This window comes from Virgibacillus ainsalahensis (assembly GCF_055380755.1).
On sequence record NZ_AP043943.1, the window covers coordinates 2,834,369 to 2,857,500 of the forward strand.

Below are 23,132 nucleotides of genomic sequence, written 5' to 3' on the forward strand. Positions count from 1 at the left end.
TCAACCCATTATTCGTTTGATTAAATTTTTCCATAATTGGGTTAGTTCATCTGCCTTCTCATTTTGCAATTCATTCTTGTATAACAACTGCTCAAAATGATGTGTTAATTGTCCCATTTCATCGGTGGCATAACGAACGTCAATACGTTTAGCATATTCACGCAATGTTTGATCAGGCTCTTTTTTCAACCCACGATGTTCCAAGATTTTCAACAGATGGTGGTAAGCCTTCTGATACGTTTTAGCATCCTGTTTCCTCCTGAAGCTTACGGCCAACAGATGCGTTTGCCAACGAAATCTTGTTACATAAAGAACGAAGGCTAACAGAATCATAACACCAATTGTTATGACCACAAGCCACCAATTTATCGTAAATTCATTTTCAGCTGTATTATTTTCAGCCATCGTGGTTTGAGATTCTTCCTCAGGCAAATCCGGTTCCTCTTCAGGCTGTTCTGTTTCCTCTGTGGCATCCAAAGCATCCTCATCATTCCAGTCTGCATTATTTTCGGTATCTGTATGGAAATCGGAAAGGTTGGAAAATCCCTGGGTCGGCTCAAATGGAACCCATCCTGTATCCGGAAAATACACTTCCACCCACGAATGTGCATTTGCATTAGTTACTTCGTATAGATCCGCGTCGGCTGCTGTCTCACCCTGAGAAAGCATTTCACCACTGGTAAAGCCTTTCACCCATCTCGCGGGGATATCCAGTGTACGCAGCATGACAACCATTGACGTAGAAAAGTTATCACAATACCCAACCTTGGAATCAAACAAAAACTGGTCCACATAATCCTCGTCCTCTTTCGGTACAGGAACGTCGGTCGTCTGATAGGTATAACCATTTGTTTGACTGAAATAACGCTCAATCGCTTTGGCCTGGTCATACCGGTTATCACTTATATTGGTGATTTCTTCCGCCAATTCGCCTACCCTCTCCGGCAAGTTTTCAGGGATTTGTGTGAAACGTTCCTGTATTGAGGAAGGATCTTCATCGCTTGAATCCCGTAATGCATTCATTTCAAACGACGGACTTTCATAGATAATCGCATAGTCTTCCATGCTTACAACTTCATCATTTAATCTCGTTTGGATAGCTTCAGTCGTATCATCCAGTAAGAATTGGCCGTCTTCTTTATGAACCTTATCAACACCATATGGATAAATAAGCTTTTCAATCGTCGTATTGTCTTGAAACTCCAATACAGCTTCCTGTCCTTCTGTAGTGACGTTATCTGAAAAAGTCTCTAAAGAGATCGTTCCATTCTGCTGAAACTGATAATCCGGTTCAGAGGAAGCCTCCCACCCTTTCCCTGTATAGACATCCTTTGTTTCAATCCGCCAATAGTGTTCCTCCAACACTTCTGCTTGAAAAACAGGTGTATGATCCTGGATAAATGAACCACCAAGCCGGGAGTCATCTTCACCATATCCGACCTTTTGCACACCAGATCCGCCTGTTAAATCACCCTCTGCGGCACTTTGTATAAATGGAACCGGATCTGGCCATTGCGGCTCAAATTTTGGCGCTGTAAAACCAATGAGAGAGGTAAACAAAACAATCCCCACCAAGGGCAGTAACCATACAGGAGTCTTTTTGATCCAGGAAAAACGAATGGATTCATTATCCATTTCTTTCATAAGATTAGCAATTCCAAGTGCCATAAAAGAAATAATAAAGGTTCGCACAATCGCCACGTTTGCCTCATAGAGCGTAAATGTGTCCAGTACAGCGATATAAATAAATGTCAGCATCACAAAAAGAAAGACTCGTTTCATGACAACAAACCAATAATGCAACAGATAGCTTATTAACCAAATTAATACGAAAAATAAAACACTGCGAAAAACTGGTGTCAGATTATACCAGTCCTGCGAGATTAATACTTCTATATTAAAACCCATTTCCATAATCAGTTGTTCAAACCACAATCCGCTCAAAAAACTGTGTTCAAAATATAATGTATGAATGAAAAACAACAAGCCAACAGCTTTCAATAAAAATCCGATCCACCACTTCATTTGAAACATAGAGATGAGGAAACAATAGAATGCAAAAACTATAAAGATGGTTATGCCGCCAGTCTCTGTAATGTCCTTAATGGGGTAAAGCCATTCAAGAAACAGGAAAAAACCGCAAAAATACAAAATAATGCTGAAGAATAATGATGTTTTGGTTTGACTTAATTTATTCATAAGCCATTCACCTCAATAGGGTTGTTCATTAATTGCTGTTCTGTCAGCACAATGATACCAACACCTTCAAATTGCAGTTGTTGAATGATTGCATGTTCGTGCTGGAAAAGCAATTTAGATGATTGAATCAATAAAATACGAACCTTTTTTGTACGTGTTTTTAATTTTTGAATGGTCTGTCTGAAGGTTTCATCCAAATGTGTTGTAACAATTATGACAATATTACCATTGCCCATTTTAAATATCTCTTCCCCTAACTTAACAGCAAATGGCCGGTCCCCCGAGGGCTGTATCCTTGTTAAATACTGCCTGATCCATTCTTTCTTCGTGCTGTCATGATGCTTTGGAAAATGAACAACATCTTCACCAACAGATAATAGACCAGCATGGGTGGCTTGCTTACGAAAGGTTTCCAGCAATGACACCGTTACTTCAATTGCTGCCTCAAAAGCTAAAAGATTCATATCTTTATAATGACAGCTATCAAGTACAAGTAATATATCGGTACTTTTTTCCTGTTCAAACTCTTTTGTCATTACTTCGTTTTTTCTCGCTGTCTGTTTCCAATCAATCCAGGAGAATTTATCACCTGGAATATATTCACGAATACCTGAGGCTACATTTGTGTTCGTCAGATTTATAACGGAAGAAGCTGTCGCCCCCTGATCAAAACTGCTGACCTTTTCAACCATTTGTACGGGGCGTTCATTCGGATAGACAATCAGCTGATCCGGGATTCTGAATGTAAACTCCTTTTTGACAAAACCGAAGATGTCTCCGGTTCTAACCCGGACCCCCTTAAGATGATGCTCTCCACGTGGTACCTGTTCCAATGTGTAGGGAAGTTCAATCGTACGGCGAAAAGATGGGAAAACAACTTTTTTAATTTTCCTTTCTATATTCAGCCTGCCAGAATCATCCATATATTGATATTTATCTTTCCGATTATCTACTGTCTCTAATGTGTCCGGGAAAATTTCTTCACAAATACAATAATAGAGTGGAAATGGTACAAGCCGCTTTATTTTGACAGTGACAGACACACTGTCCCCTGCATGGATAAGATGACTGGAAAGATGACGTGTTACTTTCCATTTCTTAATCGGGTATAGCAACAGCCCAAAATGATAGAAGAAGATTGGCAGAAAAGCGAAAAATAAAAACCAGCTTGTGAATCCCCCCTGAAACATTGCAAAAGAAAGCAAAACAAGAAATAAAACAACAATAAAACCAAAATTACCGACAAGCCGCAAGTTTTCTTTCATCAATGAAATTCCTTTCGGATCGGAATATGTGTATGTTTTACAATAGACTCAATCACCTGCTCGTTCGTCAATCCATTATATTTAGCTTCAGAAGTTAATATAACCCGATGTGATAAGACAAATGGGGCGAGGTATTTCACATCATCCGGCAGTACATAATCACGTCCATAAATATAAGCAAACGATTTGGCCGCACGCATTAAAGAAATGGACCCTCTTGGACTCACACCGAGATAGATGGAGGAATTTGTTCTCGTATTGCTTACAAGATTAATAATATAATGCTGAATATTTCTATCAATATAGACTTCCTTTACCTCTTCCTGAACAGCAATCAATTCCTCTTTGGACATAACGGCTTCAATTGTTTCTATTGGATGATTCTGTGATGTACGTTCAAGCATTTCCAATTCATCCCGAAATGCGGGGTATCCCATTTTAAGTTTTAGTATAAAACGGTCAAGTTGCGCTTCAGGCAATGGATAGGTTCCTTCATATTCAATAGGGTTTTGTGTTGCCATCACAAAGAAAGGTCTATTTAATGGAATGGTATTTCCATCTATGGTGACATTGGTTTCTTCCATTGCCTCAAGAAGAGATGATTGTGTCTTTGGAGAAGTCCGATTAATTTCATCGGCAAGAATAATATTTCCAAGAATAGGTCCAGCCCGAAATTCAAATTCTAGTTCTTTCGGGTTATAAATGGAAATTCCCGTGACATCAGATGGCAGTAAATCAGGTGTGAACTGAATCCTTTTAAAATCACAATCCAATGATTTGGCCAATGTACGAACAAGCATTGTCTTTCCTACACCCGGAACATCTTCCAGTAATACATGCCCTTGTGCAAGCAAAGCAACCAGGCTAAGTGTCGCCATATCTTCCTTGCCAATCATGACTTTATTTATATTCGTTAATATTTTCTCAATTGTTTCATTATATATATTTATATCCTGCATTCTCTTCGGCTCCCCTCAAGCGACTCCTGCATTCTAATCTACTATAACTATACTAAAAAAGCCTATGAAGTGAAAGTATACTTCCTGTAAATATATAACTAGCATTAACAGATAGAAAGATTTTTATACAGAAAAAAAGAGTTTTCTATCTTTTTTAGTAATTAGAAAGCATAAAACTATCTTACTACATAAGTGCAACTAGGGCTTGGCGAAAAGCCCTAGTTTTCTAAACTTATCAGGCACTCCAGCGCTATATGGTAATATCGCCTACCTTATTGGAAGTCTGTCCCATGCAATCCGACCTGTCTTGAAAATCGTATGCAGAACAAAAAGATGCACCACTCCAATCGAGTAATGCATCTTCGTTATTTTTATGGCTGATATTCAAGCGGTCCACCCGGTCCAAGAGGGATACCGAGTAACATCCATACGACAAGCATGATTGTCCAGCCAAGCAGGAAGTATATGGAGTATGGCAGCATTGTGGAAATCAATGTACCAATACCCATTTTCTTATCATACTTCTGAGCGAATGCAATAATAATCGCAAAGTATGTCATTAATGGCGAAATGATGTTTGTTGTTGAGTCCGCTACACGGTAAGCCATTTGTGTAAGCTCCGGTGAGTAGCCCAACTGCATCATAATCGGAACAAATATAGGTGCCATCATGGCCCATTTTGCTGAGGCACTGCCAATAAATATATTGATAAATGCAGTAATCAGGATAAACAGCAATATTAATGGGATTCCTGTCAAATTAACACTATCAAGGAATTCAGCTCCATATACACCAAGTACCAGTCCCATGTTTGATTCACTAAAGTATGCTACAAACTGACCTGCCGTAAATGCAAGAACAATGAACATCCCCATGGAGGCCATGGTGTCAGTCATCTGTGCGGCAACATCTTTATCGCTCCGAATACTTTTCGTAATCAGTCCATAAACCAAGCCTGGAATAAAGAATAATATGGCAATGATTGGTACCAGTGAGCTCATGAATGGGGATTGGATAATTTGATCCATCCAGTTTCCTTCTGTTCCACGCATTGGCGCATTTTCAGGCAGAACAAGCAATGCTGTTAATATCAATCCAAAAACCAATGAGATTCCTGACCAAATAAGTCCTTTTTTCTCTATTGAAGTAAGTCCTTCCAGATTTCCTTCCTTGTGTTCGCCTTTATATTCTCCAAGGCGAGGCTCTACTATTCTTTCTGTTACCCACGTACCAATAAAGGTCAGGACAAAAACAGAAACTGCAATAAATAACCAGTTCATTGCAATATTCATCGTTTCTGCATAAGCAGGGTCGATGATTGATGCTGCTGCAATGGTCAATTCACCCAACATAACATCTGTACCTGATAATAACAGGTTTGCACTAAATCCTGCTGAAACCCCGGCAAAAGCTGCTGCCAGTCCCCCAAGCGGATGTCTTCCAAGTGCAGCAAAAATTAATGCACCAAGCGGCGGCAAAACAACATAACCAGCATCTGAGGCTACACTGGACATAATACCTGCAAATACCAGCCCAACGGTAATAAACCGATTTGGTATAGATAAAACGAATCCGCGCAGCAATGCACTTATTAATCCTGTACGTTCCGCAACGCCAATCCCTAACATTGTTACAAGTACAACTCCAAGTGGTGCGAAACCGATGAAGTTATCTGTCATACTTCCGAAGATATACGTAAGACCTTCCGCATTCAATAAGTTGTTTATTTCAACCATTTGACCTTCTTCACCCGGGTGCTCCACACTAATCCCAAGGGGTTGCAGGGCAGCAGATAAGAGAAGAACTAATAACGCTAATATTGCAAACAATGTAACCGGATGAGGTAATTTATTTCCTACAACTTCAACCCCATCCAAGAAACGTTGAAAAAGACCTTTTCTTCCTTCCTCCATAAATATTGCTCCTTCCTTGATGTCGAATCAGTAATATTCTGAAAACTAAGTATGCTTTTTTACACATCTTTCATTATAAACATCTCTTATACGAATTTAAATACCAAAACCCTAAGTAAAAATAATGAAATATTTCTTAAGATTGGCCCTTGAATAAATAATTTCGGCATTATGCGATGTGTGGACTTCTGGACTTTGCCTGAGCGCAGGACTGACGCCTGAGGGCGATGTTTTATACCATTCGGGTGATGATCTCTGGCTCGAGGGTGATGTTTTATATCATTCAGGCGATACTCGTTGGCCCAAGGGCGATGTTTTATATCATTCAGGCGATACTCGTTGGCCAGAGGGTGATGTTTTATATCATTCAGGCGATACTCGTTGGCCCAAGGGTGATGTTTTATATGATTCAGGTGATACTCGTTGGCCAGAGGGTGATGTTTTATATCATTCAGGCGATGATCCCTGGCCAGAGGGTGATGTTTTATATGATTCAGGCGATACTCGTTGGCCAGAGGGCGATGTTTTATATGATTCGGGTGATGCTCCCTGGCCCAAGGGCGATGTTTTATATGATTCAGGCGATACTCGTTGGCCAGAGGGTGATGTTTTATATCATTCAGGCGATGATCCCTGGCCAGAGGGTGATGTTTTATATCATTCAGGTGATGACTACCTGGCCCGAAAGCGATGTTCCATATCATTCAGGTGATGATCCCTGGCCCGAGGGTGATGCTCCATATCATTCAGGCGATGCCCCCCCTGGCCCGAGGGTGATGAAACTCGGCCAGAAAACGATACTTCCTGGCCTCCATGTAGCCAGCGTTAACCCTGCATCATCGGATTATGCTCCATACCAATCCATAGGTCGCTCTGCTCCAATTGGTACGCAAGTTGCAAGAGCCTATTTTCTTCGCCTTTTCCTGCCATCACCTGTACGCCTAAAGGAAGACCTTCCACTGATAGGTGAACTGGAACCGACATCGCAGGCTGTCCCGTTAAGTTTGCCAGCTGTGTAAACGGGGTGTACGTCAAGCTTGGTAAAAACATATCGTAAACAAGATCCTGTTGGTGCTTCTTATCAATCTCATTCATTTTTAACCGAAGCTCGTCCTGCTCTTCTCCAGAAAATGTTAATTCACCTATTCTTGGTGCAGTATGTGCAGTCGCAGGCGTGATGTAAAAATCATAGGTTTGGTGAAGCTTCGCCATTTGTGCTGCTGCCATGTCCCATGACGTAAGACTTGCGGAATAGTCTGCTGCTGAAACAGACTTTCCGGCCTCGTTCAGTAGCCAGGTTTCTATTTCTACATCATCCGCAGTAATGGCTCGTCCTATTCCCTGTTCCAATTGTTTTACTACTGAAGAAATTTCTCCACTGTTCATCAAATAATAGTTTTGCATTAATTGAACACCATCTACATCGTTTTCCTTTTCCTCCACCATATGACCCTCTTTTTCCAGCCATTTTACCGTTTTTCTCACAGCTTCCTTTGCATCTTCAGAAACAGAAGTCCCTACAGGTGATGTGGTTGTATATGCAATCTTGAGCGGTTTCTGAAATGGCGTCTGTAAAGCCCCAACATAGTTTCCATCAAACAATGGGGTATGAAATGCCGCTTCCGGCTGTACGACCTGAAGTATATCAAGCATTGCGGCACTGTCGCGGACACTTTTTGATAATACAAAATCAATCGATGCACCCTGCCACTGACGGCCTACACCAGGACCCACAGGTGTTCGTCCCCGGGTCGGTTTCAGACCAAATAATCCAGTGAACGATGCTGGTATCCGAATCGATCCTCCTCCATCACTGGCACCCGCCATTGGAACAATACCTGATGCAATAGCAGCTGACGCCCCGCCACTTGATCCTCCCGGTGAATAATCTGTATTCCATGGATTTCTTGTCGGCCCATACCATTCAGGTTCCGTAATGTTTTTCAACCCAAATTCCGGTGTGTTCGTATGCCCCATGAATTGAAATCCTGCTTCCCTGAATTTCTTTACAAAATTAGAGTCATGCTGTGCAGTATTTGATTTTAACAGCCTTGAACCAGAGGTCATCAGCTCTTCTTGCAAACTTTGCGAGATATTCTTCAACAAAATAGGGACCCCTGCAAATGGGCGCTCATCTCCAACGAAACTTCCTGCCTCTTTTAAAGCCTTCTCTTTTCTCAAATGGATAACCGAATTCAATGAGGGATTTACTTTTTCCAGTTGCTCGAAACTCAGCTCAAGTAATTCCTTCGGTGATATTTCTTTCATTTTTATCAATTCCGCCAAATCTGTAGCATCTAATTTCCTATATGTTTGGAGTTCCACTTCTACACCTCATTTGTATATTTTTCCCATCAGTGTATCATCAATGAATCATTAACTTGAAGTGACAACTCCCCCACATTAATCATAATTCTCTTTTTTCCATGGGGGGTCTCCGTATTTATGCAGTTTCTGATTAATTTTATGGATAGAAAATGGAATGACGAAAGCTAGAATCGTGCATAGAATGGTCATTTTTTCAGGTAGTCTTTCTGTAATAACTTCCCACATCGTTTTAATCCTCCTTTTCTTGTTGTTGAATATTTCCGGATTCCTCAATCTCTGCTGTTACCGAGACATCGATTTGACTTTTTTCAAAGTAATTTTCCCCATGATCCCAATTATCCTTCACAGTCTGCCAAAATTCATAATGATGACGATGAAGATAAGGGCCAAATCCAAAGACATCAACTTTAAAATCATTTTGGACTTTATCAATGGATGCCCTGGCCAGATTTTCAATCTCATCTTCCAGAGAACTTTCTATTTTTGCTAAACTTTCAGGGTTGAAGATATCTTTTGAGCTGAATACTTCAGCAATGGTTCCACTTACTTCGAGATCTACATGAAATACAATATTATTTTCATCCTTTTTATCAACCGTTATTTTCCGTTTTCCATCCCTGATGGTAATAGACACTGGAGTATCTTCTGTACTAACCTCGAGAATTCCTTCCTGATTTTCACCGGTAATAAAGTTTAATCCTTTTGTTTCATCACCATCAAGCGATCCAACTAACTGGTTATTTTTACCCCGAAAAACCGCAACCCCTTCATTGCCGATTTTGTTATCCTCTGTAATAACCATTTGTGGTAAAATAAAGCTTTGTTCCATTAAAAGATATTCATGAACATCACCAAGACGGACCGGATCTATGATGGCAGAATTTCTATCACTGTTTTCCAAAATGGATTCAATATGACGGACGGGAAATTGTTCATTTTTTGGATTAATATCAAAAAGACCTTTTGCATCCTCAGCAGCGATAACAATATGTATCCCTCGTCGCATTTCCTGATCCCTTAGAAAAACATCCATTACATTACCAAATAGGCCTGGTTCTTTTGCTACTTCCGCAGAAACAGGAAGGACGTCTACATGTTCCGGTGATGGAGAACGGCTTGTTTTTTTTGAGATCTCACTATGTATCGCATAAATGGCCTGCCCACTTTCAGATACATTCATATAAGCTTCCTGTTCACCTCCGCCACTTTGAGTAGGGGCCCCTATACGAGAGGGAATAACAATTTGTTCTGTCAGTAATAAGCTATACCTTCCATTATTATGGTTTTCTGCTAAATCAATGGCAACTCCAACAATAAATCCCCTATCCTCTATCTCCTGTCTGTCCCAGCAGCCTGTGAGCAAAAACACCAATACACAAGAAATCCACAAAAACTTATACTTACCCATCCTACTTCACACCCCTCACCTTTCTAACAATCAGTAATAAAATGACCGCGGTAACTGTCAATCCTAATCCGTAATAACTTACAAAATTTCCGAACCCGGTAGTTTCCGTGAAATCCTGTGGTAACATGCTAATAAAAAAAATGAGTGGAGATAATGCAAATATAAGTGTTGTTTTTTTCACCTTTGAAAAAATCGAATGCAATGCGAGTATTCCAATATCAAATGCCATCACTGTTGTATTGAAAATAGCCATAATCCAAATAACAAAAAACACAGATTCAAACCGTTCAAAAAAACCTCCGGGAACTTCAACCGCTTTTGATAACTCCACAGTTGGATGCATAATATTCGCTGTAGCCATATTACCGAACACTGCGATGCATGTCAGAAAGAGAAAAACATACAGACTGATAGCCATCGTCATGCCGAGCACAGCCTTTTTTGGTGCATTTTTAGGACGCCTTACATATGCTATATAAAAAAACAGTATTCCAACACCAGTATAGGACAGCATGCCTTCTCTTGTACCCTGTAAATATCCCTGTATATCTGTTTTAAAAACAGGTAGCAGATTTTCTAGTTCCACATACTGCAATGAGAAAAGAATTAATATAATTGAAAGAAAAAGAATGATCGGCAAAAACATGATGTTTAATCGGAATATGCCTGCCCTTGATCCGGAAACGGCATACACAACGATTAGAAGAAAGGTTAATGCAACTACCTCGACGGGGGTTCTGTCAAATAAATATCGATGAGATGTAGCTGCAATCGCCCTGATTTCATACGCTGTTAAAAGGACACTCTGGATGACAAAAAGGAACATTAATATGCTGGCAACCGGTTTGGTAACCAGCATGGAAGCATATTCAAAAAAGGATTGACCTGGGAAGCCGGCTGCCAATTTAGCCACCATCCAGGTTATAACAATAACAATCATTCCACCTATTAATATGGCTATCCACCCATCTGCAGCTACCGTGTTCTCCGCCAGCGTCCTCGGCAGTAAAAGAATTCCTACGCCAATCATCATGGATGGAACGGCAACCATAATTTCTCTGTCACTTATTTTTTCATCTGCATAACTGAAATTTTTCATGACTGCTGTTCTCCTTTATTTACTGACTTTTCATCAATTGGTTGCATGTAGGCTGGCCGCTTCGAAAGCATTGTCAAAGGCGTACGGATGACCAAATCTTTCCAGTCTGCAAGAAAGCTGGGAGCAAAAGGGGCTGTATAGGGGGTGCCGATACTTTTTAAATTGACCATATGGATGTTAAGCATAATATAGACAAGGATAATTCCATAAAGGCCTAATACGGCAGCAGCAATCATGAAAGAAAAGCGTATAATCCGAAATGCAATGGCAGCACTGTACGATGGATTGGTAAAAGATGCAATTGCCGTGAGTGCGACAACAATTACCATAATGGGACTTACGATACCTGCAGAAACCGCTGCCTCACCAATCACCAGCCCCCCGACAATTCCGATTGTCTGTCCAATTGCTTTAGGTAACCTGGAACCTGCTTCTCTCAACAGTTCCATTGTTATTCCCATTGATATTGCTTCAATAAAGGCAGGAAATGGGACCCCTTCTCTCGTTGCTGCAATAGAAAAAGCGAGATTAGAAGGGATCATACCAGGATGATACGAAACTAATGCGATATACAAGGATGGTAAAAACATAGCAATAAATGCTGCAAAATATCGTACTGCCCGCAAAAAAGTCCCAACTGTCCAGCGTTCATAATAATCTTCAGGGGATTGTAGTGTATTTCCAAATGTAATTGGAGCAATAAGTACAAATGGCGTGCCATCCAATATAATCACTACTTTTCCCTGCAGTATAGCAGTGGATGCTTTATCAGGCCTTTCTGTATTCATCAGTTGTGGAAAAGGGGATAAAAAATTATCTTCTATCCACTGTTCTACATAGCCCGATTCCGGGGCAAAGTCAATATCAATTGTCTCCAGCCTGCGATTAACTTCCTTCACGATATCCGGATGGACAATTCCATCAATATAACTGACGACAAGTTTCTGCTTTGATCTTCTTCCTATTTCATGGGCTTTAAAACGAAGATTGGGGTCTCGTATATCGTGGCGAATAAGCGCCATATTTGTTTGGATATTTTCAACAAATCCGTCCCTTGGCCCCCGTATTAACTGTTCTGACTGGGGCTCTTTGATTGATCTACTTTCTCCTCCTGCCGTTCCCATAATTAGGACGGTATCCGTTCCATCCAAATAAAGTGCCGTACCACCTGTTAAAATCGCAAAAGAAACGTCATCCAAGATTTTGGTCTTTTTAATATCGGTAATTGCTATGATCTCCTGGTACATTTCATTCATTACATCTTCTTCTATTTGTTTGGTCCTATATTGTACAGCTTTCAATATATTGTTGTTAACCAGGTCCTTATCAACCAATCCATCTATGTAAACAATCGCACATTTTTTATCCGTACTACCTGCAGTAAATTTGCGGATAATTAAATCACCGGGTCCATCTAACATTTTCTTTAAATCATCTAAGTTTTCTTCCAGTTTGGGTCCTATTTCTACCGAAAAATTTTCTTCACTCTTTTCTGGTTGTTTTCTCCGCCTGGTAAAAAATGAACCCCGTACCATTTCATCGCCCCCGATCACTTAATAAACGCTCTCCTTCTGTTTCCCATTATGACTACTTTTTATACAAAATAGCCCGTCTGCCTATTTCCTAACAGAGTGTTTTCTAAAAGATTTGGGGCTGCGATTACGCTTCCCACCGAAAAGATCTGGGACTGCGATTACTCGCCCCACCAAAGTGACTTGGGACTGCGATTACTCGTCCCACCAAAAGATCTGGGACTGCGGTTACTCGTCCCACCAAAAGACCTGGGACTGCGGTTACTCGTCCCACCAAAAGACCTGTTGCTTTTGACACAAAATTGATAAAAGACGACGTAACTGCTGGGTTGATTTCCGCAGCGGACCGCCTGAGCACCTTAGGGCACGGCTTCAGCCTCGGGCCAACACGATGTTGGTCACATAGGCGTTGCCCCAGGACGGGGCGTTCTTAGCCTATGTTCTTTAATTCACCACTGCGGGGTCTTCAGACATGTGCTATTCCCATAGTACAAGGAAAGCTTCGACAGCTTTACATCGCACGAAGAAAATGTGTACACATTTTCGAGGAGTCAACGGTCCTCCGCTCCACTCAACCATCATAAAACTGCATAACTATCACGTGACTTAAATCAAGCAATAAATACTATAAGTTGCAAAGTCTTACCAGCGAAGGAAATACGCGAAGACTCCAGCGGGAAAGCGAAGACGATAAGACCCCACAGCGAGCGTTTTTTGCGAGCGAGGAGGCTTATCGCGAGCCCGCGGAAAGCGTAGTGTATTTCCGCAGCGGGTAAAAATCATCAACCTTCATGTCAAGTCACTTCGCAATTTATATCAACTGCAGGGTTAAAGAGCAACATAATTTACGAAAAGTGCCTCCTAAAAACTGTATAATCATTCGATTTAACGGCAAACTAATCATTGCCAAGGAGGTATTCCATGAACATAAATCAAAAAGTAAATGCAACAGCTTCCGAACTTACCCACATCTGGATAGGGTATACGGATGCAAGTTTAAATATTGCTGTATTTTCCTATTTCAAAGAGAAAGTTGAAGATGAAGAAATACAGCCTGTTATCCAAAATGTTCTAGACGTATCTCAGAATCATTTAAAAACACTTAAAGATTTTCTTGAAAAAGAGGGGCATCCGACACCACAGGCCTTTACAGATGAAGATGTTAATATAAATGCCCCACGCTTATATACAGATGGTTATATGCTGCAGCATACCCTGCAGGTGGGCATGTTGGGGATGAATGCTTTAGCAATGGCTATAAGCTGTTCTTCACGGGAAGATATATATTCCTATTTTTCGAAGGCTTTTCGTGATTTTAACGCTATTCATCATAAAGCAACATTGGCTGCATTGTCGAAAGGAATTTATGTCCGTCCGCCTTCAATTCCCATACCAAAGGAAGTTGATTTTGTTAAAAAACAAAATTTCCTGACAGGATGGTTTGGTGAGCGTAGGCCGCTACTCGCTCCAGAAATTGCCAACCTATACGCTAATATCCAGCGGAATACGGTAGGTGCCGCTACATTAACAGGTTTCAGCCAGGTGGCAGCATCAAAGGAAGTCAGATCATATTTACTTCGAGGCATTGATATAGCAAAGAAACATGTAAACATATTCAGTGAAGTGATGGAAGGAAATGACGTTCCTGTTCCAATGGGATCAGATGCTATGGTGACAAATTCCTCTGAGATCTCGCCTTTCTCCGATAAATTAATCATGTTTCATACAACTGGAATGATTGCCCAGGGGATCGGTTTTTACGGATTTAGTATTTCAACAAACATCAGAAGGGATATAGCTTCCCATTACATGCGTCTCATGGATGAAATCGGTTTATATTCAGAGGATGGGGCCAATATTATGATTAAAAACGAATGGCTTGAGGAACCACCCCGGATGGTTGACCGGGAGGAATTAGCCAAAATGGACAAAAGAAAGGAGTAAACGAAAATGGAAAATCACGAACATATTGAACTCACCGCATCGGAAATTTCTGCACTGTGGACAGCCTATCAAAGCAGTACAATGAGTGTATGTGGATTAAAATATATTTTAAACCATGTTGAAGATGAGCAAATACGCGTCATTCTTGAAAATACATTTAAATTAATTCAGCAGCAGGTTGAACAGCTTACGAATTTTTTTCATCAGGAAAATTATCCTGTTCCCCTGGGTTTTACTGAACAGGATGTAAATGTAGATGCTCCTCGTCTTTTCTCAGATAAACTTTATCTTGAAGCTATTTTAAATATGACCGATATGTCTCTCGTCTCCTTTACTGCTGCTCTTGTAGCTGCCGAACGCGAAGATGTAATCAACTTCTTTTCGGAAAATTTAATTAAATTCCAAAATCTCCACAAGCAGTCAAAAAAGTTATCCAAAGAAAAAGGGATTTATATACGCGCCCCACACATCCCCAAATACAACCAAGTTGATTTTGTAAAAAAACAGAAATTCCTGGCAGGATGGTTTGCGGATCGTAGGCCACTGCTTGGCGCGGAGATTACGAATCTTGTTTTTAATACGAAACGAAATGCCCTGGGACAGGCAATTATCACCGGATTCAGCCAAGTAGCAAAATCAAAGGAAGTCAGACGCTATTTTGAAAGAGGCCGGGAAATTGCAGGGAAACATCTGGAAGTATTTACATCCATATTACATGAAGATTATCTCTCCGACGGTGCGCTATTAATGACTTCAGAGGTAATGGATTCCACAGTTGCTCCTTTTTCAGATAAATTGATGATGGAATTGACTGCCACCTTAATCGCATCAGGTATCGGACAATACGGTGTCTCCATGGCTGCAAGTCCAAGAAGGGATTTAGGAACCCATTATGCTCGGCTAACTACAGAGGTGGCTGCTTACTCTGAAGATGGAGCAAACATTTTGATTGATAACGGCTGGATGGAACAACCTCCAATGGCAGCTGACCGAAAAGAATTAGCGAAATAGGGAAACATATGGAGAAAAAGATAAATAAAAGAAGCAGAAAATTGGAAGTACTGTTATGGAGTATCGCCCTACCTGGGTTTGGACAGTTATTAAATCATAAGTATATTAAAGGTATTCTTTTGATCGGTTTGGAATTCCTCATTAATGTGATAGGAAACTTCAATCGTATTATTGTATTAAGTTTTAACGGCGAAATTCAAGAAGCAATTAATCAGACGAATTATCTTTGGCTTATGTTTTACCCTTGTTTATATTTCTTTTCCATTTGGGATGCCTATAAGGACGCTGGAGGAGGAGAAAAACCGTTTGCATACTTACCACTTGTTTTTTCAGCCTATTTTGTTACAGTAGGCTTGATTTTTTCACCAGTGTTTACAATTTTCGGAACCCTGATTGGGCCCATGTGGCTCCCCATTTTGTCCCTGCCAATTGGTTTGATTGTTGGTGCTCTTATACGATGGATTTTGTTGAAGGTATATGGAAGGGAATCGCGTAAAACCTAAACCCGCTCTCAAAGCTTGAATGTGCTTGAGAGCTATTTTTTTATTACGAATATATTACAATTCCTTCACATAGGATATATGGACAAATACCAAGCCATTTTTCCCACTATTATTTCTCTGAATGGAGTTGTTTATATGGATAACAATCCCATATTAGATGTTGACCAATTGAAAACATATTTTTATTTAGATGATAACAAGGTTGCCAGGGCGGTTGATAATATATCCTTTTCCATTTACCCAGGTGAGACAGTTGCACTTGTTGGTGAATCCGGCAGTGGCAAAAGTATGACCGCCCTTTCGGTGATGCAGCTGATTAACAAACCCGGCGAGATTGTAAATGGCAACATTATAATGGATGGTAAGGAACTCCCTCAATTATCTTCCAAACAGATGAGTAAAATCCGGGGCAACGATATTGCAATGATTTTCCAGGAGCCAATGACTGCCCTGAACCCTGTGTATACAATTGGAAACCAGATTATAGAAACAATACGTAAACATAAAAAAGTACCAAAGAATACTGCACGCAAAGAAGCAATTGAATTATTAAAGTTGGTTGGTTTTCCAAGGGAAGAAGAAGTTATAAATGAATATCCACACCAATTGTCGGGAGGTATGAGGCAACGGGCAATGATAGCGATGGCAATTTCCTGCGAGCCAAAACTGCTGATTGCTGATGAGCCTTCAACTGCTTTAGATGTCACCATTCAAGCTCAAATATTAGATTTACTATCGGAAATGAGAGAAAAACTTGATATGGCAATACTTCTGATCACCCATGATTTAGGTGTTGTTGCCGAGTATGCGGACCGTGTGCTGGTCATGTACGGAGGGCAGGTAGTTGAGGAAACAAAAATGGAGCAACTCTTTGAAAATACGAAACATCCATATACAACAGGCCTGCTTAATAGTTTGCCAAGTCTAAAAAAAGATCTGAATAGACTGGGAACGATCAAAGGCAATGTTCCGCCTGCATATGACTTTCCACTGGGATGCCGCTTCTCGACACGCTGCCCCCACGTGATGGATCGCTGCTATGAGTTAAATCCGGAACTGCTTGAAGTTGAATCAAATCACAAGGTTCGTTGCTATCTCTATGAATAAGGAGGGCTGATAAGATGGTACCGGCAGAAGAAAAGGAAGTACTCGTTGAAGCTAAAAATATTAAAAAATACTTTCCTATTAAGGGAGGTATTTTGAAACATACGGTAGGACATATCAAAGCCGTTGACGATGTCTCTATTGAAGTTAATAAAGGAGAAACACTGGGGCTTGTTGGTGAATCCGGCTCAGGCAAATCAACACTCGGACGTGTCATTCTCCGGCTACTTGCACCAACAGAGGGAAATGTTTTCTTTGAGAATAATAATATTTCAAATCTAAGTAATCGTCAGCTTCGGAACTATCGAAAAAACATGCAAATTGTTTTTCAGGACCCCTTCGCTTCACTTAATTCTAAAATGAGTGTCGGTGAACTGATTGAAGAGCCCTTACTCGTTCAAACAGTGGCAACAAAGGCCGAGCGGAGGAAAAAGTGTATTGAACTACTGGAAAAAGTAGGTTTACACGCTGCCGACCGCACGAAATATCCACACGAATTCTCCGGTGGTCAGCGTCAGCGAATTAGTATTGCACGGGCTTTAGCGCTTAATCCAAAATTCATTATCTGTGATGAACCGGTGTCCGCACTTGATGTGTCCATTCAGGCACAAGTCCTGAACTTAATGGCAGATCTGCAGGAGGAATTTAATTTAGCCTATCTATTTATTGCACATGATTTAAGTGTCGTTAAGCATATTAGCGACCGTGTGGCTGTTATGTATCTCGGGCGCATTGCAGAAATTGCACCCAAAAAATCCCTATATGATAATCCGCTTCATCCATATACACAGGCATTACTTTCTTCGGTACCATCGACAGATGTCCGGCACCAACGTGAGAAAATTACATTAACAGGAGATTTGCCCAGCCCTTCTGATCCTCCATCGGGATGTGTATTTCGCACACGGTGCCCAAAGGCATATGATCGATGTGTGGTAGAACGTCCTGAATTAACAGACCTGGGGAGTGGTCATCATGTGGCTTGCCATCTATATGATGAAAGTCACTCATGAATATCTACTAACACTTGGAGGTGATTATCTGTAGATAACAAACGGTCAAACAAGTTGTGTGATACCAAACATAAAGGGGGAATTGGCTTGAAGTTAAAAAGGAATTGGTTATTATTATTTATTATTGTGCTGACACTTGGGTTGGTGTTAGCTGCCTGCAGCAGCGACACATCCGATGAAGATCCGGAGGAAGAAAAAGAAACGGATACACAAGAAAATGAGACGGAAGAATCAACAGAAGAGGAAGAAGCTTCTTCAGATGAGCCGCAAATGGGCGGTACTCTCACTGGTGCAATGGACACCGCCCCAGCCGGCGTATTTAATCCAATTTTTTATGAGGAAGCTTATGAAGCTAACATTTTGGATTTCACGCACGAAGGACTTCTCAGTCAGAATAAAGAATTAGGGTTTGAACCAAACTTGGCAACTGATTGGGAAATCAATGATGACCAAACTGAGATTACACTAACCCTTGAAGAGGACGTCACCTGGCATGATGGCGAAGCCTTTACAGCAGAAGATGTCGTCTACACCTACAAGGCAATGTCCAGTCCGGGATATATTGAAGCAGGCGGTATTCGTACCGAGTATGTTGTTCGACTCGCGGGCTATGAAGCATTTAATAATGGTGAGACAGATGAGTTCGAAGGCGTTATCGCAGAAGACGATCACACTGTTACATTTAAATTCACTGAGCCGAATGTAACGCTTTTAAAAGATGTGTCCTTTCCGATTATCCCAGAACATGTCTTTGGAGATATTCCGATTGCAGAAGTTCCTGAACATCCAGGAACACTTAATGCCGGTGAAGTTATCGGTACCGGACCGTTTCAGTTTACGGAGATGCTTGAGCGTGAACAATATGTACTTGAAAAAAATGCTGACTATTGGAAAAGTGAACCATATTTAGATCAAATTGTCTGGCGTGTTGTTGAACAATCCGTCATGCTGGGCTTGCTGGAGAATGGTGAAATTGACTTTATCTCCGATCCAAACGGTGTTCCAGCTGCTGACTATGAAACAGTAGCAGATCTTGATCATATTGAGATCATTGAACAACCTGATTTCGGTTATCAGCTCATGGGCTTTAAGGTCAATCATCGATCAGATGCTGATGTAGAAAGCGGCACACTTGATCCGGATAACTGGGAACCGAATGAAGATATGAGTGATCAGCTTGTACGCCAGGCTATGGCCTATGCTGTTGACCGTCAGGCAATTGTTGATAATCTACTATATGGACATGGTTCTGTTATTAATGCCCCAATTGCACAGCAGTTCTGGGCATATGATGAGGATGCGGCCACACCTTATGAGTATGATCCAGAACAGGCAGGCGCCTTACTCGACGAGGCTGGCTATGTTGATACAAATGATGACGGTTTTCGTGAAACACCAGAGGGTGAAGAATGGATAGTGAACCTGAATTACCCGACTGGTAATAAACTACGTGAAGACTCGGCACCAATTCTGGCACAATTCCTTGAAGAAGTGGGTATTCAAATTGATTTGCGCCAGCCAAAAGAAATGACAGCATATGTTGAAGACTTAACGAATGATAACACGGATTGGGACCTTTATCTGATTGGCTGGAGCTTAGGAAGCACAGACCCAGATCCATCCGGTTTATGGGGGGCAGATGCAGCCTACAACTTCTCCCGCTGGAATAATGCAGAATCAGAGCAATTAATCCAGGAAGCCATGCAGGCACCAGAAGCACTTGAACAGGACTTTCGTGCAGAGAAATACAGTGAGTGGCAATCTGTCTTCTCAGAAGATCTGCCTGCCCTTCTCTTATATGCACAAAACAAAATTTACGGTTTCAATGAACGATTAAACGGCGTGGATCCAATGCCATATTCATTCAATAATGACCCTGAACTATGGTGGATATCCGAGTAACATCTTATTAGAAAACTTGGCATTCGCTATAAGTTAGGCGAATTGCTAATGTCTGAACTTATGTAGAAAGACTGCCAGGAAAGAGCGTACGGATCTCAACGTATGCTCTTTCTTGTAAAAGATATATAGCCTGGTTTAGAACTTAGGAGATATCTTAGATTTCAACAGCAAGGGGGGAGATTATGTATAAGTATATCATTCGCCGAATCCTTGTATTTATTCCGATGCTTTTCTGCTTAACAGTTATTGTATTCGGACTTGCTCAAGCAGCACCCGGGGACGCTTTAACAGGACAGTCACTCTCAGACCCGAATGTCGATCCAGAAGTGTACGAGCAACAGCGGGAGGCTTTAGGGTTAAATGATCCGATTCCAGTTCAGTATTGGCACTGGATAAGTTCAGCTGCGCAAGGTGATTTTGGAAACTCGTTAGTCTTTAATGGACGTTCCGTTGCTGAGTTAATCGAGGCCCGATTTGCAAACACCGTTTATTTAGGTCTTTTTTCATTAACTATTACGATTATTGTAGGGATCCCGATTGGCATTTATTCAGCAAGACATCCGTATTCAATGCTTGATTATGGGGCAACAGGGTTTGGTTTTCTCGGACTGGCAATCCCGAACTTTTTCTTTGGACTTATTGCTATTTATGTACTGTCGATTAATTTAGGCTGGTTCCCTGCACAAGGAACCCTTTCCACACCTGGTGTAACGGGGTTCGGGGCATTTATAGACCGCCTGCACCACATGATATTGCCTGGCATCACACTCGGTCTCGCGGGAACCGCAACATATATGCGTTACATGCGTTCCGAAGTGCTTGATGTTCTCGGCAGTGATTATATTCGTACAGCAAGAGCGAAAGGAATGTCTGATCGTAACGTACTTTTCAAACACACACTCCGAAATGCTCTTATACCAATTATTACGTTAATGGGATTTGAAATTGGTGTGTTGCTAAGTGGGGCGGTTATTACAGAACAGGTCTTTCAGTATCCAGGCCTTGGAACATTGTTTTTGAGTTCGGTCGTGAACCGTGATTTTCCGGTGGTAATGGCGATTGCCCTGATACTTGGCGTACTTATCCTTGTTGGTAACTTATTGGCCGATATTTTTTACAGTATTATAGATCCAAGAATCCGATACGATTGAGGTGAAGTGAGATGCAGCCGAGTTCACGAAAACTGCCGCCTTTGCGACTGGAAGCAGGGTCAGAAACCGGGGGGCCAGACCCCAATGGGAAGAATAAAAGCAGAAGCCCATTTCAATTGGCGTTTTTCCGATTTATGAAAAATAAACTTGCGGTCTTAAGTGTATTTGTTCTATTGGCCATTATCACCGTCTGTGTGCTTGCACCTGTATTTACCGATTTGGACCCTGAGAAGACAAATCTCTTATTAATTGAAAAAGGACCAAGTGATGAACATATTTTAGGCACAAACGGACAGGGCCAGGATAATTTTGCCCGGTTGTTATATGGTGGAAGAATCTCATTGATTGTCGGTTTCAGCGCAATGTTTTTTACACTTACCATTGGTGTGGTACTGGGATCACTTGCCGGTTATTACGGCGGGAAAATGGATGGCATTATTATGCGCGGAGCAGACATTATGCTTATGCTGCCATTTCTTGTGCTTGTCCTGACGATCATGGCTATTCTGGAGGAGGTGACCATACCGATATTTGTTACCATTATTGCGGTAACTGCCTGGCCTAATCTGACAAGAATTATTCGAGGAACTTATTTATCGCTTCGTGAACAGGAATTTGTGCTTGGAGCACGCGCAATTGGAGCTGGCGATTTCCGGATTATATTTAAGCACTTTATTCCAAATGCAGCTGGACCGATTATTGTTAATGCTACACTTATGATGGCAACTTACATTATCATTGAATCAGGTCTTAGCTTCATTGGCTTCGGCATCCCACAGCCGACGCCAACATGGGGAAATATGATTTCAGAGGCACAAAATATCCGTATTCTCAGAAATCATCCAGAAGCCTGGATTCCACCAGGGGTTGCAATATTGGTGACAGTATTGGCAATTAACTTTATCGGCGATGGATTACGAGATGCGTTTGACCCTAAAAGTAAATCCCGCTAGGAAAAGACAGCAACCTGCCTGGTGTGAGGGCAGGTTTTTTAGTGTGGATAGATTGCAGTATGTTAAAGTGATGCCTGCTTGCTTGGAGGGTGATGTTTGGCGAGATTCAGGTGATGCTCTCCGGTATGGGGGCGATGTTTGGTGAGATTTAGGCGATGATCACTGGCATGAGGGTGATGGTGCACGTGATTCAGGCGATGATCACTGGCATGGGGGTGATGTTGCATATGATTCAGGCGATGATCACTGGCATGAGGGCGATGTTGCACATAATTCAGGCGATGCTCACTGGCCTGGGGGCGATGTTGCACATGATTCAGGTGATGCTCTCTAGCATGGGGGTGATGTTGCATATGATTCAGGCGATGATCACTGGCATGAGGGCGATGTTGCACATAATTCAGGTGATGCTCACTGGCCTGGGGGCGATGTTATACTTAATTCAGGCGATGCTCACTGGCCTGAAGGTGATGTTGCATATGATTCAGGCGACGCTCACTACCCTGAGGGCGATGTTTCATATGATTCAGGCGATGCTTACTGGCCTGAGAGCGATGTTGCACATGATTCAGGCGATACCCACTGGCCTGAGATTATCTCACATGATTCAGGCGATACCCACTGGCCTGAGAGTGATATCCCACATGATTCAGGCGATACCCACTAGCCTGAGGGCGATATCCCACATGATTCAGGCGATGCTCACTAGCATGAGGGTGATATCCCACATGATTCAGGCGATACCCACTGGCCTGAGAGTGATATCCCACATGATTCAGGCGATTAGTATTAGTCTTAGAAGTGGACACGCAATAGAGAGAACTTATATTATAAAATAAGTTGAATGG

Annotated in this window: 18 protein-coding genes; 9 read left to right on the forward strand and 9 right to left on the reverse strand. The window is 41.5% G+C overall.

Annotated elements, in window-relative coordinates; all coding sequences use genetic code 11:
* The 9 genes from ACZ427_RS13875 to ACZ427_RS13915 all read right to left on the reverse strand — a co-directional run bounded on the left by ACZ427_RS13875 (position 1) and on the right by ACZ427_RS13915 (position 12,706).
* On the reverse strand, positions 1 to 2,199 hold the full coding sequence (locus tag ACZ427_RS13875; protein WP_461176582.1) for a transglutaminase TgpA family protein: 2,199 nt from the start codon (positions 2,197 to 2,199) through the stop codon (positions 1 to 3).
* Positions 2,196 to 3,464: a DUF58 domain-containing protein gene (locus tag ACZ427_RS13880; protein ID WP_461176583.1), complete on the reverse strand. Its 1,269-nt coding sequence runs from the start codon at positions 3,462 to 3,464 to the stop codon at positions 2,196 to 2,198. Before ACZ427_RS13880 ends, ACZ427_RS13875 begins: the two co-directional genes overlap by 4 nt.
* Positions 3,464 to 4,423 (reverse strand): AAA family ATPase, encoded by a 960-nt coding sequence (locus tag ACZ427_RS13885; RefSeq protein ID WP_461176584.1) that lies wholly within the window; start codon positions 4,421 to 4,423, stop codon positions 3,464 to 3,466. Before ACZ427_RS13885 ends, ACZ427_RS13880 begins: the two co-directional genes overlap by 1 nt.
* A 371-nt stretch (positions 4,424 to 4,794) precedes the next feature.
* Positions 4,795 to 6,336, reverse strand: coding sequence for an AbgT family transporter (locus ACZ427_RS13890; RefSeq protein ID WP_461176585.1), 1,542 nt, complete (start codon positions 6,334 to 6,336; stop codon positions 4,795 to 4,797).
* Positions 6,337 to 7,161: 825 nt separating this feature from the next.
* The gene (locus ACZ427_RS13895; RefSeq protein WP_461176586.1) at positions 7,162 to 8,661 is read right to left on the reverse strand and encodes an amidase; all 1,500 of its coding nucleotides are present in this window, start codon (positions 8,659 to 8,661) and stop codon (positions 7,162 to 7,164) included.
* A 78-nt stretch (positions 8,662 to 8,739) separates the two neighbouring features.
* Positions 8,740 to 8,889, reverse strand: coding sequence for a hypothetical protein (locus tag ACZ427_RS13900; RefSeq protein ID WP_461176587.1), 150 nt, complete (start codon positions 8,887 to 8,889; stop codon positions 8,740 to 8,742).
* A 4-nt stretch (positions 8,890 to 8,893) separates the two neighbouring features.
* Complete coding sequence (locus ACZ427_RS13905) at positions 8,894 to 10,072, reverse strand: Ger(x)C family spore germination protein (protein ID WP_461176588.1); 1,179 nt, start codon at positions 10,070 to 10,072, stop codon at positions 8,894 to 8,896.
* A 1-nt stretch (position 10,073) separates the two neighbouring features.
* The gene (locus ACZ427_RS13910) at positions 10,074 to 11,171 is read right to left on the reverse strand and encodes a GerAB/ArcD/ProY family transporter (RefSeq protein ID WP_461176589.1); all 1,098 of its coding nucleotides are present in this window, start codon (positions 11,169 to 11,171) and stop codon (positions 10,074 to 10,076) included.
* Complete coding sequence (locus ACZ427_RS13915; RefSeq protein ID WP_461176590.1) at positions 11,168 to 12,706, reverse strand: spore germination protein; 1,539 nt, start codon at positions 12,704 to 12,706, stop codon at positions 11,168 to 11,170. Before ACZ427_RS13915 ends, ACZ427_RS13910 begins: the two co-directional genes overlap by 4 nt.
* A gap of 918 nt (positions 12,707 to 13,624) precedes the next feature.
* Between ACZ427_RS13915 and ACZ427_RS13920 the strand changes: the two genes are divergently transcribed.
* The 9 genes from ACZ427_RS13920 to ACZ427_RS13960 all read left to right on the forward strand — a co-directional run bounded on the left by ACZ427_RS13920 (position 13,625) and on the right by ACZ427_RS13960 (position 23,123).
* Complete coding sequence (locus tag ACZ427_RS13920; RefSeq protein WP_461176591.1) at positions 13,625 to 14,647, forward strand: DUF3231 family protein; 1,023 nt, start codon at positions 13,625 to 13,627, stop codon at positions 14,645 to 14,647.
* Between the two features lie 6 nt (positions 14,648 to 14,653).
* Positions 14,654 to 15,658, forward strand: a complete 1,005-nt coding sequence (locus ACZ427_RS13925) for a DUF3231 family protein (RefSeq protein ID WP_461176592.1) — start codon at positions 14,654 to 14,656, stop codon at positions 15,656 to 15,658.
* Positions 15,659 to 15,666: 8 nt separating this feature from the next.
* On the forward strand, positions 15,667 to 16,161 hold the full coding sequence (locus ACZ427_RS13930; RefSeq protein ID WP_461176593.1) for a hypothetical protein: 495 nt from the start codon (positions 15,667 to 15,669) through the stop codon (positions 16,159 to 16,161).
* Between the two features lie 135 nt (positions 16,162 to 16,296).
* Positions 16,297 to 17,268: an ABC transporter ATP-binding protein gene (locus tag ACZ427_RS13935; protein WP_461176594.1), complete on the forward strand. Its 972-nt coding sequence runs from the start codon at positions 16,297 to 16,299 to the stop codon at positions 17,266 to 17,268.
* A 14-nt stretch (positions 17,269 to 17,282) separates the two neighbouring features.
* Positions 17,283 to 18,278 carry an ABC transporter ATP-binding protein gene (locus tag ACZ427_RS13940; RefSeq protein WP_461176595.1) on the forward strand — a complete coding sequence of 332 codons (996 nt, stop codon included), beginning with the start codon at positions 17,283 to 17,285 and terminating at the stop codon, positions 18,276 to 18,278.
* Positions 18,279 to 18,365: 87 nt separating this feature from the next.
* Entirely contained in the window at positions 18,366 to 20,180 is a 1,815-nt protein-coding gene (locus tag ACZ427_RS13945; protein ID WP_461176596.1) for a peptide-binding protein, read from the forward strand.
* 182 nt (positions 20,181 to 20,362) lie between these two features.
* A complete protein-coding gene (locus ACZ427_RS13950) occupies positions 20,363 to 21,331 on the forward strand; it encodes an ABC transporter permease (RefSeq protein ID WP_461176597.1) in 969 nt (322 codons plus the stop codon).
* Positions 21,332 to 21,342: 11 nt separating this feature from the next.
* A complete protein-coding gene (opp4C, locus tag ACZ427_RS13955) occupies positions 21,343 to 22,284 on the forward strand; it encodes an oligopeptide ABC transporter permease (RefSeq protein ID WP_461176598.1) in 942 nt (313 codons plus the stop codon).
* 155 nt (positions 22,285 to 22,439) lie between these two features.
* A complete protein-coding gene (locus ACZ427_RS13960; RefSeq protein ID WP_461176599.1) occupies positions 22,440 to 23,123 on the forward strand; it encodes a hypothetical protein in 684 nt (227 codons plus the stop codon).
* Positions 23,124 to 23,132: the final 9 nt, after the last annotated feature.

Bases quoted from the DNA above. Each gene is read 5' to 3' on its own strand.
- ACZ427_RS13915 (WP_461176590.1), bottom strand. From the start codon at position 12,706: ATGGTACGGGGTTCATTTTTTACCAGGCGGAGAAAACAACCAGAAAAG.
- ACZ427_RS13935 (WP_461176594.1), top strand. From the start codon at position 16,297: ATGGATAACAATCCCATATTAGATGTTGACCAATTGAAAACATATTTT.
- ACZ427_RS13890 (WP_461176585.1), bottom strand. From the start codon at position 6,336: ATGGAGGAAGGAAGAAAAGGTCTTTTTCAACGTTTCTTGGATGGGGTT.
- opp4C (WP_461176598.1), top strand. From the start codon at position 21,343: ATGCAGCCGAGTTCACGAAAACTGCCGCCTTTGCGACTGGAAGCAGGG.
- ACZ427_RS13940 (WP_461176595.1), top strand. From the start codon at position 17,283: ATGGTACCGGCAGAAGAAAAGGAAGTACTCGTTGAAGCTAAAAATATT.
- ACZ427_RS13875 (WP_461176582.1), bottom strand. From the start codon at position 2,199: ATGAATAAATTAAGTCAAACCAAAACATCATTATTCTTCAGCATTATT.
- ACZ427_RS13925 (WP_461176592.1), top strand. From the start codon at position 14,654: ATGGAAAATCACGAACATATTGAACTCACCGCATCGGAAATTTCTGCA.
- ACZ427_RS13880 (WP_461176583.1), bottom strand. From the start codon at position 3,464: ATGAAAGAAAACTTGCGGCTTGTCGGTAATTTTGGTTTTATTGTTGTT.
- ACZ427_RS13930 (WP_461176593.1), top strand. From the start codon at position 15,667: ATGGAGAAAAAGATAAATAAAAGAAGCAGAAAATTGGAAGTACTGTTA.
- ACZ427_RS13950 (WP_461176597.1), top strand. From the start codon at position 20,363: ATGTATAAGTATATCATTCGCCGAATCCTTGTATTTATTCCGATGCTT.
- ACZ427_RS13960 (WP_461176599.1), top strand. From the start codon at position 22,440: ATGATCACTGGCATGAGGGTGATGGTGCACGTGATTCAGGCGATGATC.
- ACZ427_RS13900 (WP_461176587.1), bottom strand. From the start codon at position 8,889: ATGTGGGAAGTTATTACAGAAAGACTACCTGAAAAAATGACCATTCTA.
- ACZ427_RS13910 (WP_461176589.1), bottom strand. From the start codon at position 11,171: ATGAAAAATTTCAGTTATGCAGATGAAAAAATAAGTGACAGAGAAATT.
- ACZ427_RS13905 (WP_461176588.1), bottom strand. From the start codon at position 10,072: ATGGGTAAGTATAAGTTTTTGTGGATTTCTTGTGTATTGGTGTTTTTG.
- ACZ427_RS13885 (WP_461176584.1), bottom strand. From the start codon at position 4,423: ATGCAGGATATAAATATATATAATGAAACAATTGAGAAAATATTAACG.
- ACZ427_RS13920 (WP_461176591.1), top strand. From the start codon at position 13,625: ATGAACATAAATCAAAAAGTAAATGCAACAGCTTCCGAACTTACCCAC.